The following is an 18,502-nucleotide window of genomic DNA, read 5'->3' as shown; positions in this document are numbered from 1 at the left end:
CTCCGCGGAAACGTTCTTTCCCTTCGTCCGCGGTCCTGCGAGCGGAGAAGGGAGATCGCAGATATTGAACAGATTCCGGGCGCCCGCTCGCGAAATCTTGTGGCAGAAAAAGGTTCAGCTACACCGCGTCATCGTATGCGCCGCCCCGTGGTTCATGCGCTCCTCACCCCACCATGCACGCCATCTCCGATCTCTGGGCGGCTGCGGTCGACTGGCTGACGTTACATGCAGTCAAGCCGGTGCTGGCCGTGCTGCACCTCGCGCACTATGTCGTCGACTCACCGCGCGAGATCGCGCAGTATTTCCTGCTCACCGCGATCCAGGTGGCGATCATCGCCTGCGTGTTCCGCCCGATGGAAAGCCTGTGGCCGGTGGAGCAATGGCAGGACCGTCGCGCCACGCTGATCGATCGCGCCTACACCTTGCTCAAGCTGTTCGGCGTGCTGCCGCTGTTCACCTACCTCGTACTTTCGCCGGTGACGCAATGGATAGGCGGCGCCGGCGCCAGCGACGATTCGGCCGGCCTGCTAAGCGTGCAGGCTATGGTGCCCTGGCTGAGCCGCCATCCGGTGCCGCTGTTCCTGGTCTACTACGCGATCTACGACCTGGTGTACTACGGCATCCACCGCCTGCAGCACTCGATCCCGTGGTGGTGGGCGCTGCATAGCCTGCACCACAGCCAGCGCCAGCTGAACTGCTGGTCGAACGATCGCGACCACTACCTCGACGACTTGCTGGAGGCGCTGATCGTGGCGCTGGCCGCGCTGTTGATCGGGGTGTCGCCCACCGACTATGCGTTGCTGGTGCTCAGCGGCGAGCTGCTGCAGAACCTCGGGCATGCCAATGTCCGGCTGCGCTTCGGCCCGGTGCTGGAGAAGCTGCTGGTCGATCCGCGCTACCACCGCTTGCACCACATGCGGGTGGATCCGGATCGGCCCAACCTGCACTACTGCAACTTCGCCTTCATCTTCCCGCTCTGGGACATCGTGTTCGGCACCGCGCTGTTCGGCGAGCCGGCGCGGCCCACCGGGGTGGGCGATCCGATGGTGGATGCGGACAACCGCCGCGGCATCGTCGGCCAGCAGCTCTACGTGCTGCGTCGCTTCTGGGGCGCACTGCGGCGTCGCGCCGGCTGGCGGCCGGGCGACGTGGCTTTCGACGAGAGCTATGCGCCGATATCGGTGCGGGACTTCGACCTGCATGCGCTGGAAGCCAGCCAGGTTCCGCTGGTGCATGCGAGCGCTCAGCCGCAGAGTTCGGCGTCCAGTTGAGCGAGGCGCTGCGGCGTGCCCACGTCCGTCCAGCGCCCGCGGTGCAACGAGCCGGTCAATGCGCCGCGCGCCATGGCTGCTTCCAGCAGCGGGCGCAGCTTGAAGCGTGGCGGCTTTGCGTCGGCATCCGGCGCGTCGCCCACTGCCGTGCGCCAGCCATCCAGCAATTCGCGACGGAACACGGCGATGCCGCTGTAGGTGAGGCGCGGTTCGCCGTCGGCGTGCAGGCGGCCTTGTGCGTCCAGCCGGAAATCGCCGCCGGGGTGATGCGCGGGGTTGTCCACCATCAGCAGGTGGGCGGCGCCTTCCGGTTCCGCAGGCAGGGCCGTGAGGTCGGCGTCGCACCACACGTCGCCGCTGATCGCCAGCACCGGTTCCGGTCCCAGCATGGGCAATGCGTTGAGCAGGCCACCGCCGGTTTCCAGCGGGGTCGGGCCTTCGTATACATAGCGGATGCGCAGGCCCCAGCGCGAACCGTCCCCCAGCACCTCGGGGAATTGCCCGGCCAGGTGCGATGTGTTGATCGCCACGTAGTTGATGCCGATGGCGGCCAGCTTCTCCAGGTGCCACACGATCAGCGGCTTGCCGCCGATGCATAGCAATGGCTTGGGCGTGCGGTCGGTGAGTGGACGCATGCGTTCGCCCAGGCCGGCGGCGAAGATCAGCGCGTGCCTCATGGCTTGCCCCTGTCTTGTTGGCTCTTCGTCATCATTCCGGCGAGGCCCGGAATCCGGCGGCTTTTCCGTAGGTCCAGGGCAAGGCACTTGATCCCGGCTTTCGCCGGGACGACGAAGATGGGACGCCCGGGCATTTCCATCATGCTGACGCCACCTGCGTCAGGTCGCGGCCTGACGCATGCCGTTCCAGCAATGCCGCGAAATCCGCCAATTCAGGATAACTGCGCGCCACCTCGACCACGTAGCGATACACCTGCGGCACATCCTTGAGGTAAGCCGGTTTGCCGTCGCGATACCACAGCCGGTAGAACTGCCCCAGCACGCGCACGTGGCGATGCAGGCCGGTGAGGTCGAACCAGCGACGGAAGCGCGTGGCGTCCACCTTGCCATCGATCATGCCCGCGCCCAGCAGCCGTTGCCGGTACGACTCCACCCAACCTTCCACGCGCTCGCGCGGCCATGCGACGTAGGCATCGCGCAGCAACGAAGCAAGGTCGTAGGTGAGCGGTCCATGCAGCGCGCCCTGGAAATCCAGAATTCCCGGACTCAAGAGTCCGGGAGCGATGATCCCCGAGTTGTTCTCGCCGACCACCAGCAGGTTGCGGCTGTGGTAATCGCGGTGCACGAACACGCGCGGCTGCGCCAGCGCATTGCGCACGATCACGTCGAACGCCGCTTCCAGCACGTCCCATTCCTCGCAGTCCGGCGCGTGGCCGAGATGACGCTTGAGGAACCACTCGGGCATCACTTCCAGCCCGTTCACCAGCACGGTATGGTCGAACGGCGGCAGGTCGTCGCTGGCCACGCGGTTCTGCATCGCGAGCAGTGCGTCCATGGCGTCACCATAGAGCTTGTCGGCGTTCGCGTCGTCCAATGCGGCGAGATACAGCTGCGAGCCGAGATCCTCGATCAGCAGGAAGCCTTGGTCCAGATCCTGCGCCGCCACCCCAGGTACGTGCAGCCCCGCGGCAGCAAGCCGCCTACCTATCGCCAGCCAAGGCTGGGGGTCTTCGCGCTCTGGCGGCGAGTCCATCACGATCCAGCTCCGCCCTCCGTGCGTAGTGCGCCAATAGCTGCGGAAGCTGGCGTCGGAGGAGGCGGATTCCAGCGTGAGCGTATCGTCGCCGAGGGTGGTACGGGTCCATGCGAGGCGGGCAGCGGCGCGGAGATCGGTGGCAGTCATGCGGCGATGGTAAGGCATCTACCAGCCTCACCCGGCGCGCTTCAGGCCGCGCGCGGCTGGATGTGTTTCAACTCGGCGGCCAGTTCGGTGCGGGCGCATTCGAGTTCGTAGTTCTTCTGGAGGTTCAGCCAGCTTTGCGCGTCGGTGCCGAAGTACGCGGCAAGCCGCAAGGCGGTGTCGGCAGTGATTCCGCGCCGCTCGTTCGCAATCTCGTTCACGCGGGCGGCGGTGACACCGATGGCGTTCGCCAAGGCGTTCGCCGACAAGCCGAAGGGTTTCATGTACTCCTCGCGCAGAATCTCGCCAGGGTGTACCGGGGGGAGGGATTTCTTGGCGGTCATGGCTTGTCCTGTCTGTTGCGGAATGTTCTAGACGTTGCGTCGTCGATCATCGAAATCGGCGCCATCTAGTGGTAGTCACATATCTCGACGCGGTGGGCATCGCCGTCCCTCCAGACAAAGCAGAGGCGAAACTGGTCGTTGATGCGAATGCTGTACTGTCCGTTGCGATTGCCTTTCAGGGCCTCCAGTCGATTGCCCGGAGGAATCCGCAGGAAGTCCAGCGTTGCCGCCGCATCGAGCTGTGCAAGTTTGCGGCGAGCGACATTTTCCATGCTCGCCCAGCGGCGCACGCGCTTGCCGTTCGCGAGGGCTTCCGTGTCCTTGTCGGCGAAGGTCTTGATCACATGTTTATCGTATGTCGATAAGCGATCGATTGCAAGCTGGGAATGTGAAAAGCGCGTTGCGTTGGCGAGCTTCAAACATGTCGGATGGCACACGAAGCACGGGAGGGTCTGGCTGCGCCTATCGCCCTAGCGCAAGCCAGGGCCAACGCCTTCACGCGACTGGTCGCCGAGGCTCTGGATGGCTTGCCGAATGTGGGGAGAATCGAGCATGGTTGCCGTCAAGGAAACCTTCTCGCGCTACTACAACGCCGACTACCTCGGGACCGAGAAGGACATCACGGCCTATCCGTAGCCTCTGCGGAAGAGGCGATCCAGCATTGTTCCTTGCTGCCTTGGGACGTGGTGCGTTCGCGAAGCGTCCTCCGTGAGGTCAAGACCAGGCCGACCCACATGGGGCTTTGCAAGGCGCTGTCCGGCACGGGCAACCCCAAGCTCTGCCGCCGTCAGCAAAGTGGTGCGTACGCATGGCCTCAAGATCGCGGTGGCAGCGGCCTGAGCGCATGACCGGCCGGGAATCCTCAAGCCGGTCGCTTGGGTATCGGAGCGCCAAGCACGGCGATCAACTCGCGAACCAGCTTGCGTCGTCCCTCCGGCAGGGCGAGAAAGGCCTCGAAGGCTAGGCGATCGTGGCCGCGGACATGATCCGGCCATGCCAAGTTCGCTTCACGTACGCCTTTGTGCGCCGACGTGCCGAACTGCAGCTCATGCGGTGGGACGCCCACGATATGCGCCAGGGCCTGCATGTTCGCCTGCTTGGGCAGATGCTTGCCGGTGAGCCAGCCGGAAACCGCCTGCGAGGTCACGGCTTCGCCACCGTATTTGGGCACCAGCTTCTCCAGCAAGGCAGGGCTTGCCTCGATGCCCGCCGCTCCGAGCGCGGCGAGCAGACGCTTGGCGAAGGCGGACTGTTCGGTCTTCATGGGCGGAGACCATAGGCGGCACTTCCCTGGTCAAAGGAAATTCATGCTTTATAAGAATCGAAAGATTTGCTTTCATGGCGATTGGATTCCTTACGGCCGCCGCCATGCCCAAGTCCCTGCTCGAACAGTTGCCCGAGATCATCGCCCGCGGCCGCCAGCAGGCGGAGAAGATCCTGGAGAGCCTGGAAGGGCGGCATCGAGTCGGCTTGCAGACGCGCGAATGGGTTCTGCCGTCAAAGGACACGCGCGACAGCGACTGGATCAGCACGATGAACCGGCAGGCCCATCTCAGCGAGGAGGGCAACTTCGACTGGACCAACAGGCTGATCTACGGCGACAACATGTTGGCTATGGCCGCTCTGCTGGCCGGCGACGAGCTCACGCCCAGCCTGCGCGGCAAGGTTGACCTGATCTACATCGACCCCCCGTTCGACTCCAAGGCGGACTACCGCACCAAGGTATTGCTGCCGGGCGCGGAGTTGGAGCAGAAGCCTACGGTGATCGAGCAGTTCGCGTATTCCGATACATGGTCGGATGGGACGGCGTCGTATCTGGCGATGATCACGCCGCGGCTGATCCTCATGCGTGAGTTACTTTCTGATACGGGTTCGATCTATGTCCATTTGGGGATTCAGGTTAGCCATTACGTGAAAATCTTGATGGACGAGGTTTTCGGCAAGGGAAACTTCGTACAGGAAGTCATTTGGGCATACGGATCACCTTCTGGTGGACGAGCGGCCGGTCCAAAAATGGTCAAAATTCATGAGTACATCGCGCATTACTCGAAATGCTACGACAGTCGTTACACAAAAAAAGTGTATTTACCCTATGAGCAGAAATACATAGAAGACTGGTTCAAGTACACGGACGATGATGGTCGACGATATCGAATTCGGCTTCGTGGCAAAGACGAAGAAGGCGAGAACATTGTTGATCGACAATATCTAGACGAAAGCAAAGGATTGCCGGCTTCGACAGTATGGACGGACATAAAGCAGATCTATGCTGACCCGCGCGCATATAAGGAAAATCAGTCGAAGCATTCGGAGATTACTGGCTACGAGACCCAGAAGCCGGTCCGGTTACTGGAGCGCATCGTCGAACATTCTTGTCCGGATAATGGTCTCGTTGTCGACTTTAATGGCGGATCAGGCACCACGGCAGCTGTTGCCGAGAAACTCGGTCGTCGCTGGATCACATCTGATTTGGGTAAACCTGCCTGCATGATCATGCGTAAGCGGTTAATTGATCAGGACGCCAGGCCGTTCTTGTATCAAGCCATCGGTGACTACCAAGTAGAGGCAGCGAAGAACGAGCTGGGCCGCAAATTCCGCGTAGGTGACCTGTCTGCCATCGTTCTATCGCTGTATGGAGCGCAGCCGCTCGACCCCGACGACAATCCAATTCGCAACCTTGGTAAAGTGGTGTTCGCCGGTAAGAAAACATTGGTGCTAGTGGATTCGCCAAACAAGCTCACCGGCGATGCCACATTGCGCAAGGCGATTGCTCAGCGCGATAACTTAATGGGTGGCTGGGATCGCGTGGTGGTATTGGGCTGGAATTTCGAACCCGCCATCGGCCAGAGCATCGCCGCGCTCAGCGACGACCGACTGGAAGTGCTGGTGATCCCCCCTGACCTGCTCGACCGCCTGCGCAAGAAGGGCGGCGTCGAGAAGCTGCGCGGTCAGGTGCGCTTCTCCAGTCTGCAGTACCTCACCATCAAGCCAGTGCGGCGCCTGTGCAGTGGTGACAGTGAGCAGTTGCGAGTGACGCTGGACAACTACGTGCTGCTCTCGCCGGAAGCGATCAACCTGGACGAGGCCAACCGAGCCAAGCTGCACAGGGTGATGAACGCTGAGCCGCTGGCGCTGATCGAGTACTGGGCGGTGGACCCGGACTACGACGGCCGGGTGTTCCGCTCGGTGTGGCAGGACTATCGCGGCAATACCGCGAACGACGACGATACGCTGCGCGTGGCGACCGAGGCGCGCTTCGACGCGCCGCGCAGGGACGGCGCGCGCCGCGTGTGCGTGCGCGTGGTGGACGTGTTTGGTTTCGAGGCGGAGGTGGTGCAAGTCGTAGCGGAGTGCACGCCATGAGCCGCGTTGCATCTCCCGACGACCAACTCGCGCTGGCCAGGGCGCTCACCCAGCGCGTGCAGTTGCTTTGCCTTGGGCTGGAGCACGGCGAGGCGGAAATCCTCGAACTGGTCACGCCGACGACAGCGGAACTGCTGGGCTGGTGGTTCAGCGCGGACGCCTGCCAGTCGCGCGCCTTCAATTTCCATGCGGGGCAGCGCCAGGCCATCCTCAACACCATCGTGGCGCACGAGGTGCTGGACAGCCCGAACCTCGCCGACCTGTACCGGCAGGTGTGCGCGGACGAGCTGCTGAAGGATGGCCGGCTCCTCGAAGTCGAGCAGGGCAAGCACGCGCATCCGAAATACTGCCTGAAGATGGCCACCGGCACCGGCAAGACCTGGGTGCTGCAGGCGCTGCTGGTCTGGCAGATGCTGAACCGTTCGGCCGGGCTGGCGGTTGGAATCGATGATCCGCGCTTCACCCGGCATTTCCTGATCGTCGCACCGGGGCTGATCGTGTACGAGCGCCTGCTGGATGCCTTCCTCGGCAAGGAAGGCGCCGATGGGCAGCGGCGCTTCGAGACGTCTGATGTGGCGGTCTGCCGCGAGCTGTTCGTGCCGCCGGGATATCGCGAACAGGTCGAACAGTTCGTGCGCGGCAACGTCTGCACCAAGCAAGAGATTGGGTTGAAGGCGACCGGCGGCGGCATGATCGCCATCACGAATTGGCATCTGTTGGTTGATGCCGAAGCGGAAGAAGAGCAGCAGGAAGCCGAGGACGCATCGCTGGCGACGCCTGGCATGGTGGCGGATGCCGCCGCCGTGGCCTACGACTTGCTGCCGCTGACGCCGGGCCGCGCAACGGGCAACAGCCTGGACGTGCTGGACCGCCGCTGGGCGCGCGGCAACGTGCTGGCGTATCTGGCCGGCATTCCCAGGCTGATGGTGTTCAACGACGAGGCGCACCATATCCATGAACTGAAGCGCGAAGGCGAGGCCGACGAGGTCGAATGGCAGAAAAGCCTGTCGCGCATCGCAGCCGGTAAGGGGCGGCATTTCGTACAGGTGGATTTCTCGGCCACGCCCTATAACGACGTCGGTGGCGGCAAGAAGAAGCGCAAACTGTATTTCCCGCACATCGTGGTGGATTTCGATCTGAAGGACGCGATGCGTGCAGGGCTGGTCAAGTCGCTGGTGCTGGACAAGCGCAAGGAGATTGGCGCACTGCCGTTGGAGTTCAAGGCCGAGCGCGACGAGAACGGCAACGCGACCCTGTCGGAAGGTCAGCGCGTGATGCTGCGTGCTGGGCTGCACAAGCTGCGCAAGCTGGAGGCCGATTTCGCAAAGCTCGATCCGGTGCGCAAGCCGAAGATGTTGGTGGTGTGCGAGGACACCAAGGTCTCGCCGCTGGTGTCGGATTTCCTGCGCGATCAGGGGCTGGAAGAGAGCGACGTGCTCACAGTGGATTCCGGCAAGAAGGAAGACATTGGCGAAAAGGAATGGGCGCGCGTTCGCCAGCAGTTGTTCGACGTGGACCGGCGAGCACAGCCGCGCGTGATCGTCAGCGTGCTGATGCTGCGCGAAGGCTTCGACGTCAACAACATCTGCGTGATCGTGCCGTTGCGTTCCTCGCAGGCGCAGATCCTGCTGGAGCAGACCATAGGCCGCGGCCTGCGGCTGATGTGGCGTGAACCGGAATACATCGACAGCAAGCGCGAGAACCGTGAGCGCATCAATCGCGGCGAAGAACCGGATTCGCTGATCGACATCCTCTCCATCGTCGAGCATCCGGCGTTCCAGAGCTTCTATGACGAGCAGCTTGGCAAGGAGTTGGTAGGCGAAATCCGCGACGATCTGGAAAGCAACATCGGCGACCAGATCCTTGTGGAATTGCGGCCGGATTATCAGAAATACGATTTCGCGATCCCCTTTATCCTGCGCGAGGCGGAAGAAACGCTTGAGCATATGCCGATCGACATCGCCGACCTGCAGCCATTCGGCGGCATGACGCGCGAGCAATTGAGCGACCTGGTCGGCAAGGGCGATGTGTTCACGTCGCACGACCTGCAGAGCAGTACCTTGTTCGGCGACTACCGCGTGGACGGCGCGGTGATGAATGTTGGCGGCTACAACGAATGGCTGTCCAGGTTGACCCGACGGATCACCCAAGCATTAAGCCAGCCGTTGCCGGTAGGAGGCAAGGTCGCGTATCACCTGGCCAAGCCGTACACACAGGTGGGTTCGGCGGTGATGGCCACGGCCATCGACGACTATATCCGTTCACGGCTGTTCCGCGAAGAGTTCGAGCCTTTCGAGAACGAGAACTGGCGCCTGCTGATGCTGCAGCCGGTGGTCGATCACGTGATCAAAGTATTCGCGTTGGCGCTGCGAAATGCGGAAGACCACAATACGAGCGGCGAGATCGAGGTTCGCCATCGCCGCTTGTCCGAGGTGAGCCGGCTGCCGATGCGCGAGAGTGCGTCGCTGGAAGTAGAGAAGTGCATCTATCCGCGTTTGCCGTACCCAAGCCGCAGCGGCGGCCTCGAACGGACCTTCATCGAATGGGCTCTGCACGATGCCAGCGTGGCGGCGTTCTGCAAGATCAGCGAGACCAGGCATGACTTCGCGCGGCTACGGTACGTCAAGGACAGCGGCATGCCGGCGTTCTATTCACCGGATTTCCTGGTGCGCATGGCGGATGCCATTTATCTGGTCGAGACCAAGGCGCAGGACCAGACCAGCCACCCGAATGTGCAGCGCAAACGCAGGGCTGCGGCTGCCTGGTGCGAGCGCATCAATGCGTTGCCGCCGGAGTTGCGCAGCGGCCTGCCTTGGCATTACGCGTTGGTCGGCGAATCGATCTTCCACGATTGGCGGCAGAACGGCGCGCGGCTCGGCGAATTGCTGGCGTATTCGAAGGTGCGTGCGACGCCGACGGCACAGTCGCAGGGCGGCCTTGCACTGGGCGACGGTTTCTGAGCGCCGTCCCCCATGCGTGGCAGCACGGCTAGCTGAGGTTGTACGCCCGCTCCTCGTGCTCGGCGAGATCCAACCCCATTTGCTCCTGCTCGGCATCCACACGCAAGCCGACCGCACGGTCGACGAGTTTCAAAATCACCCAACTGAGCACTGCGCTCCACGCGATGGTGAAGCCCACGCCCTTGGCCTGGATCCACAACTGGCCCCATGCCGAGGCCACGTGGCCGTAGCCGCCCAGGCTGGCCGCGGCGAACGGGCCGGTGAGCAGGGCACCGACGATGCCTGCGATGGCGTGCACGCCGAACACGTCCAGCGTGTCGTCGTAGCCCAGCCGGTGCTTGAGGCGGGTGGCGGTGAAGAAGCAGACGACGCCGGCGGCGAGGCCGATCAACAGCGCGCCGCCCGGGCCGCAGGTGCCGGCGGCCGGCGTCACCGCGACCAGTCCGGCCACCGCGCCGGAGGCGATGCCGAGCACGCTGGCGCGCTTGTGGATGGCCCATTCCACTGCCGTCCAGCCGATGGCCGCGGCGGCGGCGGCGATCTGCGTCACCAGCATCGCCATGCCAGCGCTGCCGTTGGCGGCTACGGCGGAGCCGGCGTTGAAGCCGAACCAGCCCAGCCACAGCAGGCTGGCGCCGATCACGGTGTAGCCGAGGTTGTGCGGCGGCATATGCGTCTGCGGCCAGCCGCGGCGCTTGCCGATCACCAGGCAGGCGACCAGGCCGGCGATGCCGGCGTTGATGTGCACCACGGTGCCGCCGGCGAAGTCGAGCACGCCCATGTCGCCCAGCAGCGAGCCGGGGCCGCTCCACACCATGTGCGCCATCGGCAGGTAGACGAAGGTGAGCCACAGGCCGCTGAACCACAGCATCGCGCTGAACTTCATGCGTTCGGCGAAGGCGCCGATGATGAGCGCCGGCGTGATGATCGCGAAAGTGAGCTGGAACATCACGAACACGCTTTCCGGCACGGTCTGGTAGCGCGTGTCGGGTGTGAGTCCGGCCAGCATCGCGCGGTCGAGTCCGCCGATGATGGAATGCCAGTTCGTGGTGGCGGCCTGCATGCCTGCGGTGCTGAAGGCCAGCGAGTAGCCATAGAGCACCCACAGCACGGTCACCAGGGCGGTGATGGCGAAGCACTGCATCATCACCGAGAGCAGATTCTTGGCACGCACCATGCCGCCATAGAACAACGCTGCGCCGGGTATCGTCATCATCAGCACCAGCATGGACGCGACCAGCATCCACGCCGTGTCGCCGCTGTCCGCATGCAGCGGCGGCGTGCCTTGGGCGAAGACGGGCAGGGCGAACAGGCCGGCAAGGCCCAAAGCGGCGAGCTGGCGGCCCAGCCGTCTTGCGTCAAAGCGCATCATCGTCCACCTCCTGCGTGCGGATGCGGATCGCCTGCTCCAGCGGGTGCACGAAAATCTTGCCGTCGCCCACCTTGCCGGTGCGCGCGGCGCCGGCGATGGCCTCGATCACGCGGTCGAGCTGCGTGTCGCTCACCGCCACCTCGATCTTGAGCTTGGGCAGGAAATCCACCACGTACTCGGCGCCGCGGTACAGCTCGGTGTGGCCGTGCTGGCGGCCGAACCCCTTGACCTCGGTGACGGTCATGCCGTGCACGCCGGCCTCGGCCAATGCCTCGCGTACCTCGTCCAGCTTGAACGGCTTGATGACGGCGGTGATCCACTGCATGCGGCAACCCCTTCGCGATTGATCCCATATCGCGCTCAGCAGGATGCGTGCCAGCGCCGCGGGGCGCGCTGCGTGGCCGTCTGGACGTCCAAATGCATCGGCTAGCGGCAAAGCTGGTGCAAGTCATGCCTTCTGTTGGTGCAAGTCGCCCAGCGTTCGTCGCCCGGAGCAGGCCGGACAGACGTGCAGGACGCCTGCCGGGCGGCCTCGCGGGGAAAGTGCAGCGAGTCATCCAGTGACCGCACGGCCTGAACGAGCACGGTCTCCGCGGGATGGCCAACTTCGCTATTGCGACGCGCTTCCGGCCGGCGCCGGAATGACGGTTACGGGTATGCCGGTTTGACCGGATCGCCCATAATCAGTACCATTTTGGTCTGAATTAAGCCGTTTCCCTCTCCCATCATGCTTCGTGTCAGCCGACTCACGGATTACGCCGCGGTGGTGATGACCTGCATCGCCGCCCACCCGGCCGACGTGCTGAGCACGGCGCAGATCGCCGACGAGACGCATCTGGAACTGCCCACGGTGAGCAAGCTGCTGAAGTCGCTGGGCCATGCCGGGCTGGTGGAATCCTTCCGTGGCGTCAATGGCGGCTATCGGCTGGCGCGACCGGCCGGTGCGATCACACTGGCCGAGATCGTCGAGGCGATGGAAGGCCCCATCGGCATGACCGAATGCGGTGTCGTCGCCGAGGGCAACTGCGGGCGCGAGGCGCAGTGCGGCGTGCGCGGCAGCTGGCAGCGCATCAGCAGCGTGCTCGACAACGCGCTGCGTGCGGTGACCCTGGCCGACATGCTGCGCCCGGCACCGCGCCGCCACGAAGTGACGGTGGACATCAGCACCTTGAAAGGCAGGACCATGGCATGAGCAGCGAATCCATCGACACCGCCGCCACCGCGTTGCGCGACAACGCCGAGGTCGCCGAAGCGCTGGGACGCAACTACAGCGCCGGTTTCGTCACCGAGATCGAGATGACCGGTCTGCCGCCGGGGCTGGACGAGGAGACGATCCGCCAGCTTTCCGCAATCAAGCGCGAGCCGGAATGGATGACCGAGTGGCGCCTTGCCGCGTACCGCCACTGGCTGACCATGCCGAAGCCGGACTGGGCCAAGCTCAAGATCGATCCCATCGACTACCAGGCGCTGAGCTACTACGCCGCACCCAAGGCCAGGCCGAAGTCGCTGGACGAGGTGGATCCAGCGCTGCTGGAAACCTACGAAAAACTGGGCGTGCCGCTGCACGAGCGCGCCGCGCTGGCCGGCGTGGCGGTGGACGCGGTGTTCGATTCCGTCTCGGTGGGTACCACCTTCCGCAAGAAGCTGGCCGAGGCCGGCGTGATCTTCTGCTCGATGAGCGAGGCGATCCGCGAGTATCCGGAACTGGTGCAGCAATACCTCGGCAGCGTGGTGCCCACGGGCGACAACTTCTTCGCCGCGCTGAACTCGGCGGTGTTCTCCGATGGCAGCTTCGTGTTCATTCCCAAGGGCGTGCGCTGCCCGATGGAGCTGTCCACGTATTTCCGCATCAATGCGCAAAACACCGGGCAGTTCGAGCGCACCCTGATCGTCGCCGAGGAAGGCTCGCATGTCTCCTACCTCGAGGGCTGCACCGCGCCCAAGCGCGACGAGAACCAGTTGCACGCCGCAGTGGTGGAGCTGGTCGCGCTGGAGAAAGCGCAGATCAAATACTCCACCGTGCAGAACTGGTACCCCGGCGACGAGAACGGCGTCGGCGGCATCTACAACTTCGTGACCAAGCGCGGCGACTGCCGCGGCGCGGATTCCAAGATCAGCTGGACGCAGGTGGAAACCGGCTCGGCGATCACCTGGAAATACCCCAGCGTGGTGCTGCGCGGCGACCGCTCGGTGGGCGAGTTCCACTCGGTGGCGCTCACCCACCATCGCCAGCAGGCCGACACCGGCACGAAGATGATCCATATCGGCCGGGACACCAAGTCGAAGATCGTCTCCAAGGGCATCAGCGCGGGCCGCAGCAGCAACAGCTACCGCGGCCTGGTGAAGGTGGAGAAGGGCGCCGAGGGCGCGCGCAACTACACGCAGTGCGATTCGTTGCTGATCGGCAAGCAGTGCGGCGCACACACGTTCCCGTACATGGAAGTGAAGAACCCCAGCGCCATCGTCGAACACGAGGCCACCACCTCGAAGATCTCCGACGACCAGCTGTTCTATTGCCGCAGCCGCGGCATCGGCGAGGAAGACGCCGTGTCGCTGATCGTGGACGGCTTCTGCAAGCAGGTGTTCCGCGAACTGCCGATGGAGTTCGCGGTGGAAGCGAAGAAGCTGCTCGAGGTGTCGCTGGAAGGGGCGGTGGGATGAGTGTCGCCCGCGGCGCACATTGGGATGCGGTGTACCGCGAGAGGACGGCGGGCCAGACCAGCTGGTTCCGTCCGCATCTCGACGAGTCGCTGCGCCTGATCGATGCGCTGGACATGCCGAGTGACCAGCCGGCGCTGGACGTGGGCGGCGGTCGCTCCACCCTGGCCGATGACCTGCTGGCGCGTGGTTTCACGGACGTGGGCGTGCTCGATATTTCGGCTGTCGCCCTGGCCGAATCGCGGCGGCGGCTCGGTGCCAGGGCGCACTCGGTGAAGTGGATGGCCGGCGACGTCGTCGACCTTGCCTTGCCTGCGGCGCACTTCGGGTTGTGGCACGACCGCGCGGCGTTCCATTTCCTCACCGACGCCGATGAGCGCGCACGCTACGTCGCGGCAGCGAGGCATGCGGTGCGGCCAGGCGGCTATCTGGTCATCGGCACGTTTGCCGCCGATGGCCCGGAACGTTGCAGCGGTCTCGCCGTGGCGCGCTACGACGCGTCGGCACTGGCTGCGATCTTCGTGCCGGGCTTCCGGCTGGTTTCCCACAGCCGCGACGTGCACCGCACACCGTCCGGCAGTGAACAAGCCTTCACCTACGTCGTGCTGCAGCGTTGCGGCGATGGCGTGGACGCATGACATCGCCGCGCGCACGCACGGTATTTCTGGCCGATTCGAGGAACACTCCATGAGATCGCTTTCCCTCCTGCTGACGGGCGCCGCGGCCGCCATGCTTGCCGGTTGCATCCACGTCAAGCACACCGATCCGGTGGCGCCGCAGATCAGCGGCACCGTGACCCGTGCCGGCCTGCCGGTGCCGGGCGTGCACGTACAGCTGGTCGAGGCGTTCGACGATGCCGGCGCGCCGCTGCCCGATGCGGAGAAGGACGAAGTGGTGACGGACGGCCAGGGTCACTTCACCGTCGGTCCGCTCTACCGCAAGGCGAAGCGGGTGGACCTGCACACCGTGCCGTGGGGCTTGCGCCTTTCCGCCGACGACAAGACGTGGCATGCCGGCTGGCTGTCGGATCCGGCCATGCTGGGCGTGGTGCCGCAGGCCCCCGTGTCCGCCATGTGCGATCTCGCGGTGGACAGCAAGACCAGCGCGATCGCCGGCGACCTCCAGGTCATGGGCAAGGGCCCGTGCATCCTGCAACTGATCGAGAAGACCAAGAAGTGATGAGCATGCTCCGCATCGAAAATCTGCACGCCCGCGTGGAGGGCAAGGAAATCCTCAAGGGCCTCACGCTCACCGTGAACCCGGGCGAGGTGCACGCCATCATGGGGCCGAACGGCGCGGGCAAGTCCACCTTGGGCAACGTGCTCTCCGGCCGCGACGGCTACGAGGTCACCGCCGGCACGGTCAGTTTCGACGGCATCGATCTGCTGGCATTGGAGCCCGAGCAGCGCGCCGCTGCCGGCGTGTTCCTGGCGTTCCAGTACCCGGTGGAAATCCCCGGCGTCAACAATACCTATTTCCTCCGCGCGGCACTCAACGCGCAGCGCAAGGCGCGCGGCGAGAAGGAGCTGGATTCCATGCAGTTCCTCAAGCTGGTGCGCGAGAAGCTCAAGGTGATGCAGATCTCCGATGAGCTGCTGCACCGCGCGGTGAACGAAGGCTTCAGCGGCGGCGAGAAGAAGCGCAACGAGATCTTCCAGATGGCGGTGCTGGAGCCGAAGCTGGCGATCCTCGACGAAACCGATTCGGGGCTGGACATCGATGCGCTGAAGCAGGTGGCGCAGGGTGTCAACGCGCAGCGTTCGCCCGAGCGTTCCTTCCTTGTCGTCACCCACTACCAGCGTCTGCTCGACTACATCGAGCCGGACTTCGTGCATGTGCTGGCCGGTGGCCGCATCGTGGAAAGCGGCGACAAGACGCTGGCGCTGAAGCTGGAAGAGCACGGCTACGCCTGGGTGCGCGAGCACGGCGAACCGGCGGGCGCATCGGCATGAGCCAGGCGCTGCCCTTCGTCGAGGCACTCGGTGCGGCGCCGCTGCCGGCCAGCGGCATCGCATGGCTGGACGCGTCGCGCCGTGAACAACTCGATGCCTTCGTGGCCATCGGCTTGCCTGACACGCGTATGGAAGCGTGGAAATACACCGCGCTGCGCGCCTTGGGCCAGCGCCGCTTTGCTGTCGGCGATGCGCAAGCGGCGACCCGCGTGGTCGATCCGGCTGCGTTTGCCTTGCCCGGTATGGACGGGCCGCAACTGGTCTTCGTCAACGGCGTGTTCCGCGCCGATCTTTCCATACTGGATGCGCTGCCCGGCGGCCTCACGCTGCAGCCGCTGTCGCAGGCGTTGCGGCAGGATGCCGAGCCGCTGCGCTTCGTGCTGTCACGGCACGAAGCAGAGCAGGGCGACGCCTTCGTGCGGCTCAACGCGGCGTTCGCCGCGGACGGCGTGCTGCTGAAATTGGCGGCCGGCGCGAAGCCGGCCAAGCCGGTGCACCTGGTGTTCCTCGGCGCGCCTGCCGAAGGCGACCTGGCCTGGCATCTGCGCAACGTCATCGAGCTGGGCGAAGGCGCCGAACTCACCCTGGTGGAACACCACGCCGCCAGTGGCGAGCAGCAGCATCTGGCCACGGTGATGAGCGACATCGTGTTGCGCGACGGCGCCGTGCTGCGGCAACTCTTGTTGCAGCAGGCGGCCACCGGCAGCAGCCTGATCCGGCGCAGCAAATTGCATCTGGGTTCGCGCGCCCGGACCATCTCGCACGTGCTGGAACTGGGCGGTGCACTGGCGCGCCACGACCTGCACGCCGACCTGGCGGGCAATGGCGCATCCTTCACCACGCGTGGCGTCTTCATGCCGCGCGGCCGCCAGCACATCGACACGCAGCTGGCGATACGCCACCAGGCGCTGGGCACGACGTCGGATTCCGTGTGGCGAGGCGTGGCCGACCAGCGGGCGCGCGGCGTTTTTCGTGGGGCGATCCTGGTGGCGCCGGGGGCCGATGGCAGCGATGCCAGCCTCAGCAACAAGAACCTGCTGCTGTCGCCGAACGCCGAGATCGACACCAAGCCGGAACTGGAAATCCACGCCGACGAGGTGAAGGCCGCGCACGGCGCCACCGTGGGCCAGCTCGACGAGCGTTCGCTGTTCTACCTGCGTTCGCGCGGCATTCCGCAGGCTGAGGCACGCGCGCTGCTTACCGCTGCATTCTGCCGTGCGGTGCTGGACGATCTGCCTGACGTGGCGCTGCGCGAGCATCTGGCTGCGCTGCTGGCGGTCGAGTTGCCCGCCTGACGTTTCATGCCCGTCATCCCAGCAAAAGCTGGACAAGCGCAGAGCGCGCAGAACGCCCGCAGGACGGCCCCGGAGGGGCGAGCGCAGCAAGTCATCCAGTGCCTGGGAATCATTGAGAGCAAAGACACTGGATTCCTGCCTGCGCAGGAATGACAAGCAAAAGGCCAACCGGGAAATACGGATCACATTGACGATGAATACATCCGCCACTTTCGACATCCAGCGCGTTCGCGCGGATTTCCCCTTGCTCGCGCGCACGGTGCACGGCAAGCCGCTGGTGTACTTCGACAACGCCAACACCAGCCAGAAGCCGCTGGCGGTGATCGAGGCGGTGGACCGCCATTACCGCGAACACAACGCGAACGTGTCGCGTGCCGTGCATCTGCTGGGCGAGGAAGCCACTTCGGCTTACGAGGGCGCGCGCGACGCACTCGCACGCTTCATCCATGCGCCTTCGCGCGATGAATTGGTGCTCACCTCGGGCACCACGCAGGCGGCCAACCTGGTGGCCTACAGTTTCGCGCTGCCGCGGCTCAAGCCCGGCGATGCCATCCTCACCACCACGATGGAGCACCACGCCAACATCGTGCCGTGGCAGATCGTGGCCGCGCGTGCGGGCGCCACGGTGAAGGCGGCGCCGATCGACGAGCGCGGCGAACTGATCGTGGAAAAGTTCATCGAGCTGCTCACGCCCGAGGTGAAGCTGGCCTGCGTGACCCACGTCTCCAACGTGCTGGGCACGGTGAACCCGGTGCGCGAGCTGGCAAAGGCCTGTCGCGAGCGCGGCATCCCGCTGTTCGTGGATGGCTCGCAGGCGATGCCGCACCGCCCGGTGGACGTGCAGGCGCTGGGCTGCGATTTCTACGCGCTCACCGGCCACAAGATGCTGGCGCCCACCGGCACCGGCGCGCTGTGGGCGAAGAAGGAACATCTTGAAGCCATGCCGCCGTTCTTCGGCGGCGGCGAGATGATCCGCGAGGTGAAGTTCTCCGGCACCACCTTCGCCGCGCCGCCGCACCGCTTCGAGGCGGGCACGCCGAACATCGCCGGTTTCGCCGGTGTGGCTGCGGCGATCGCCTATTACGATGCGCTGGGCTTCGACGCCGTCCGCGCCCACGAGCGTGCGTTGCTCGACCACGCCACCGCGCAACTGCGCGAAGTCCCGGGCCTGCGTCTCTTCGGCGAGGCGAATGACAAGGAGCCGGTGATCTCTTTCCTGGTCGAAGGCGCTCAGGCCACCGACCTTGCCACCTTGCTGGACCTGGAAGGCGTGGCGGTGCGATCCGGCCATCATTGCGCGCACCCGCTGATGCAGTTCTATGGGGTGCCGGCCACGCTGCGCGCCTCGCTGGCGTTCTACAACACGCACGAGGAGGTCGATGCCTTCGTGGCGGCCCTGCTCAAGGTGCGGCGCCTGCTCCGCTGAAAGG

Annotated in this window: 17 protein-coding genes; 10 read left to right on the top strand and 7 right to left on the bottom strand. The window is 64.8% G+C overall.

What is annotated here, in order from left to right:
• The first annotated feature begins 173 nt into the window (after window positions 1-173).
• Window positions 174-1,271, top strand: coding sequence for a sterol desaturase family protein (locus ISP25_RS08345; RefSeq protein ID WP_404613135.1), 1,098 nt, complete (start codon window positions 174-176; stop codon window positions 1,269-1,271).
• On the opposite strand, the gene murU is transcribed toward ISP25_RS08345, so the two are convergent.
• The 5 genes from murU to ISP25_RS08320 form a co-directional block, all read right to left on the bottom strand.
• Window positions 1,244-1,948: an N-acetylmuramate alpha-1-phosphate uridylyltransferase MurU gene (murU, locus tag ISP25_RS08340; protein ID WP_404613133.1), complete on the bottom strand. Its 705-nt coding sequence runs from the start codon at window positions 1,946-1,948 to the stop codon at window positions 1,244-1,246. The two genes, ISP25_RS08345 and murU, sit on opposite strands and share 28 nt — an antisense overlap.
• A 139-nt stretch (window positions 1,949-2,087) precedes the next feature.
• Window positions 2,088-3,131 (bottom strand): aminoglycoside phosphotransferase family protein, encoded by a 1,044-nt coding sequence (locus tag ISP25_RS08335; protein ID WP_404613131.1) that lies wholly within the window; start codon window positions 3,129-3,131, stop codon window positions 2,088-2,090.
• A 41-nt stretch (window positions 3,132-3,172) separates the two neighbouring features.
• Window positions 3,173-3,472: a HigA family addiction module antitoxin gene (locus tag ISP25_RS08330; protein WP_192154404.1), complete on the bottom strand. Its 300-nt coding sequence runs from the start codon at window positions 3,470-3,472 to the stop codon at window positions 3,173-3,175.
• A gap of 65 nt (window positions 3,473-3,537) precedes the next feature.
• On the bottom strand, window positions 3,538-3,816 hold the full coding sequence (locus tag ISP25_RS08325; protein WP_404613129.1) for a type II toxin-antitoxin system RelE/ParE family toxin: 279 nt from the start codon (window positions 3,814-3,816) through the stop codon (window positions 3,538-3,540).
• Between the two features lie 518 nt (window positions 3,817-4,334).
• Window positions 4,335-4,736 (bottom strand): hypothetical protein, encoded by a 402-nt coding sequence (locus tag ISP25_RS08320; protein WP_404613127.1) that lies wholly within the window; start codon window positions 4,734-4,736, stop codon window positions 4,335-4,337.
• Between the two features lie 74 nt (window positions 4,737-4,810).
• Between ISP25_RS08320 and ISP25_RS08315 the strand changes: the two genes are divergently transcribed.
• Complete coding sequence (locus tag ISP25_RS08315; RefSeq protein ID WP_404613125.1) at window positions 4,811-6,835, top strand: site-specific DNA-methyltransferase; 2,025 nt, start codon at window positions 4,811-4,813, stop codon at window positions 6,833-6,835.
• Window positions 6,832-9,795 carry a DEAD/DEAH box helicase family protein gene (locus ISP25_RS08310; RefSeq protein ID WP_404613123.1) on the top strand — a complete coding sequence of 988 codons (2,964 nt, stop codon included), beginning with the start codon at window positions 6,832-6,834 and terminating at the stop codon, window positions 9,793-9,795. The genes ISP25_RS08315 and ISP25_RS08310 overlap by 4 nt, the downstream gene beginning before the upstream one ends.
• A 28-nt stretch (window positions 9,796-9,823) precedes the next feature.
• On the opposite strand, the gene ISP25_RS08305 is transcribed toward ISP25_RS08310, so the two are convergent.
• Window positions 9,824-11,167: an ammonium transporter gene (locus ISP25_RS08305; protein WP_404613121.1), complete on the bottom strand. Its 1,344-nt coding sequence runs from the start codon at window positions 11,165-11,167 to the stop codon at window positions 9,824-9,826.
• Window positions 11,154-11,492 carry a P-II family nitrogen regulator gene (locus ISP25_RS08300; RefSeq protein ID WP_192104717.1) on the bottom strand — a complete coding sequence of 113 codons (339 nt, stop codon included), beginning with the start codon at window positions 11,490-11,492 and terminating at the stop codon, window positions 11,154-11,156. Before ISP25_RS08300 ends, ISP25_RS08305 begins: the two co-directional genes overlap by 14 nt.
• Window positions 11,493-11,894: 402 nt before the next feature.
• Here ISP25_RS08300 and ISP25_RS08295 point away from each other — a divergent pair, with 402 nt between their 5' ends.
• The 7 genes from ISP25_RS08295 to ISP25_RS08265 all read left to right on the top strand — a co-directional run bounded on the left by ISP25_RS08295 (window position 11,895) and on the right by ISP25_RS08265 (window position 18,498).
• Entirely contained in the window at window positions 11,895-12,359 is a 465-nt protein-coding gene (locus ISP25_RS08295; RefSeq protein ID WP_192154414.1) for an SUF system Fe-S cluster assembly regulator, read from the top strand.
• Window positions 12,356-13,828 (top strand): Fe-S cluster assembly protein SufB, encoded by a 1,473-nt coding sequence (gene sufB, locus ISP25_RS08290; protein ID WP_192154416.1) that lies wholly within the window; start codon window positions 12,356-12,358, stop codon window positions 13,826-13,828. The genes ISP25_RS08295 and sufB overlap by 4 nt, the downstream gene beginning before the upstream one ends.
• On the top strand, window positions 13,825-14,463 hold the full coding sequence (locus tag ISP25_RS08285) for a class I SAM-dependent methyltransferase (protein ID WP_404613118.1): 639 nt from the start codon (window positions 13,825-13,827) through the stop codon (window positions 14,461-14,463). Before sufB ends, ISP25_RS08285 begins: the two co-directional genes overlap by 4 nt.
• A gap of 49 nt (window positions 14,464-14,512) precedes the next feature.
• On the top strand, window positions 14,513-15,004 hold the full coding sequence (locus tag ISP25_RS08280) for a transthyretin-like family protein (RefSeq protein ID WP_404613116.1): 492 nt from the start codon (window positions 14,513-14,515) through the stop codon (window positions 15,002-15,004).
• Between the two features lie 5 nt (window positions 15,005-15,009).
• Window positions 15,010-15,777 (top strand): Fe-S cluster assembly ATPase SufC, encoded by a 768-nt coding sequence (sufC, locus tag ISP25_RS08275; protein ID WP_192154422.1) that lies wholly within the window; start codon window positions 15,010-15,012, stop codon window positions 15,775-15,777.
• Window positions 15,774-17,072 (top strand): Fe-S cluster assembly protein SufD, encoded by a 1,299-nt coding sequence (sufD, locus tag ISP25_RS08270; RefSeq protein ID WP_404613114.1) that lies wholly within the window; start codon window positions 15,774-15,776, stop codon window positions 17,070-17,072. Before sufC ends, sufD begins: the two co-directional genes overlap by 4 nt.
• 193 nt (window positions 17,073-17,265) lie before the next feature.
• Window positions 17,266-18,498 (top strand): cysteine desulfurase, encoded by a 1,233-nt coding sequence (locus ISP25_RS08265; RefSeq protein WP_404613112.1) that lies wholly within the window; start codon window positions 17,266-17,268, stop codon window positions 18,496-18,498.
• The last annotated feature ends 4 nt before the right edge of the window (window positions 18,499-18,502 follow it).

This window comes from Rhodanobacter hydrolyticus (assembly GCF_044904645.1).
This window is presented reverse-complemented; position numbering and strand designations above follow the sequence as displayed.

Coding starts and splice junctions, on each gene's coding strand:
- ISP25_RS08345 (WP_404613135.1), top strand. CDS start 174: ATGCACGCCATCTCCGATCTCTGGGCGGCTGCGGTCGACTGGCTGACG.
- ISP25_RS08320 (WP_404613127.1), bottom strand. CDS start 4,736: ATGAAGACCGAACAGTCCGCCTTCGCCAAGCGTCTGCTCGCCGCGCTC.
- sufB (WP_192154416.1), top strand. CDS start 12,356: ATGAGCAGCGAATCCATCGACACCGCCGCCACCGCGTTGCGCGACAAC.
- murU (WP_404613133.1), bottom strand. CDS start 1,948: ATGAGGCACGCGCTGATCTTCGCCGCCGGCCTGGGCGAACGCATGCGT.
- ISP25_RS08300 (WP_192104717.1), bottom strand. CDS start 11,492: ATGCAGTGGATCACCGCCGTCATCAAGCCGTTCAAGCTGGACGAGGTA.
- ISP25_RS08310 (WP_404613123.1), top strand. CDS start 6,832: ATGAGCCGCGTTGCATCTCCCGACGACCAACTCGCGCTGGCCAGGGCG.
- ISP25_RS08280 (WP_404613116.1), top strand. CDS start 14,513: ATGAGATCGCTTTCCCTCCTGCTGACGGGCGCCGCGGCCGCCATGCTT.
- sufC (WP_192154422.1), top strand. CDS start 15,010: ATGCTCCGCATCGAAAATCTGCACGCCCGCGTGGAGGGCAAGGAAATC.
- ISP25_RS08295 (WP_192154414.1), top strand. CDS start 11,895: ATGCTTCGTGTCAGCCGACTCACGGATTACGCCGCGGTGGTGATGACC.
- sufD (WP_404613114.1), top strand. CDS start 15,774: ATGAGCCAGGCGCTGCCCTTCGTCGAGGCACTCGGTGCGGCGCCGCTG.
- ISP25_RS08305 (WP_404613121.1), bottom strand. CDS start 11,167: ATGATGCGCTTTGACGCAAGACGGCTGGGCCGCCAGCTCGCCGCTTTG.
- ISP25_RS08265 (WP_404613112.1), top strand. CDS start 17,266: ATGAATACATCCGCCACTTTCGACATCCAGCGCGTTCGCGCGGATTTC.
- ISP25_RS08335 (WP_404613131.1), bottom strand. CDS start 3,131: ATGACTGCCACCGATCTCCGCGCCGCTGCCCGCCTCGCATGGACCCGT.
- ISP25_RS08330 (WP_192154404.1), bottom strand. CDS start 3,472: ATGACCGCCAAGAAATCCCTCCCCCCGGTACACCCTGGCGAGATTCTG.
- ISP25_RS08285 (WP_404613118.1), top strand. CDS start 13,825: ATGAGTGTCGCCCGCGGCGCACATTGGGATGCGGTGTACCGCGAGAGG.
- ISP25_RS08315 (WP_404613125.1), top strand. CDS start 4,811: ATGGCGATTGGATTCCTTACGGCCGCCGCCATGCCCAAGTCCCTGCTC.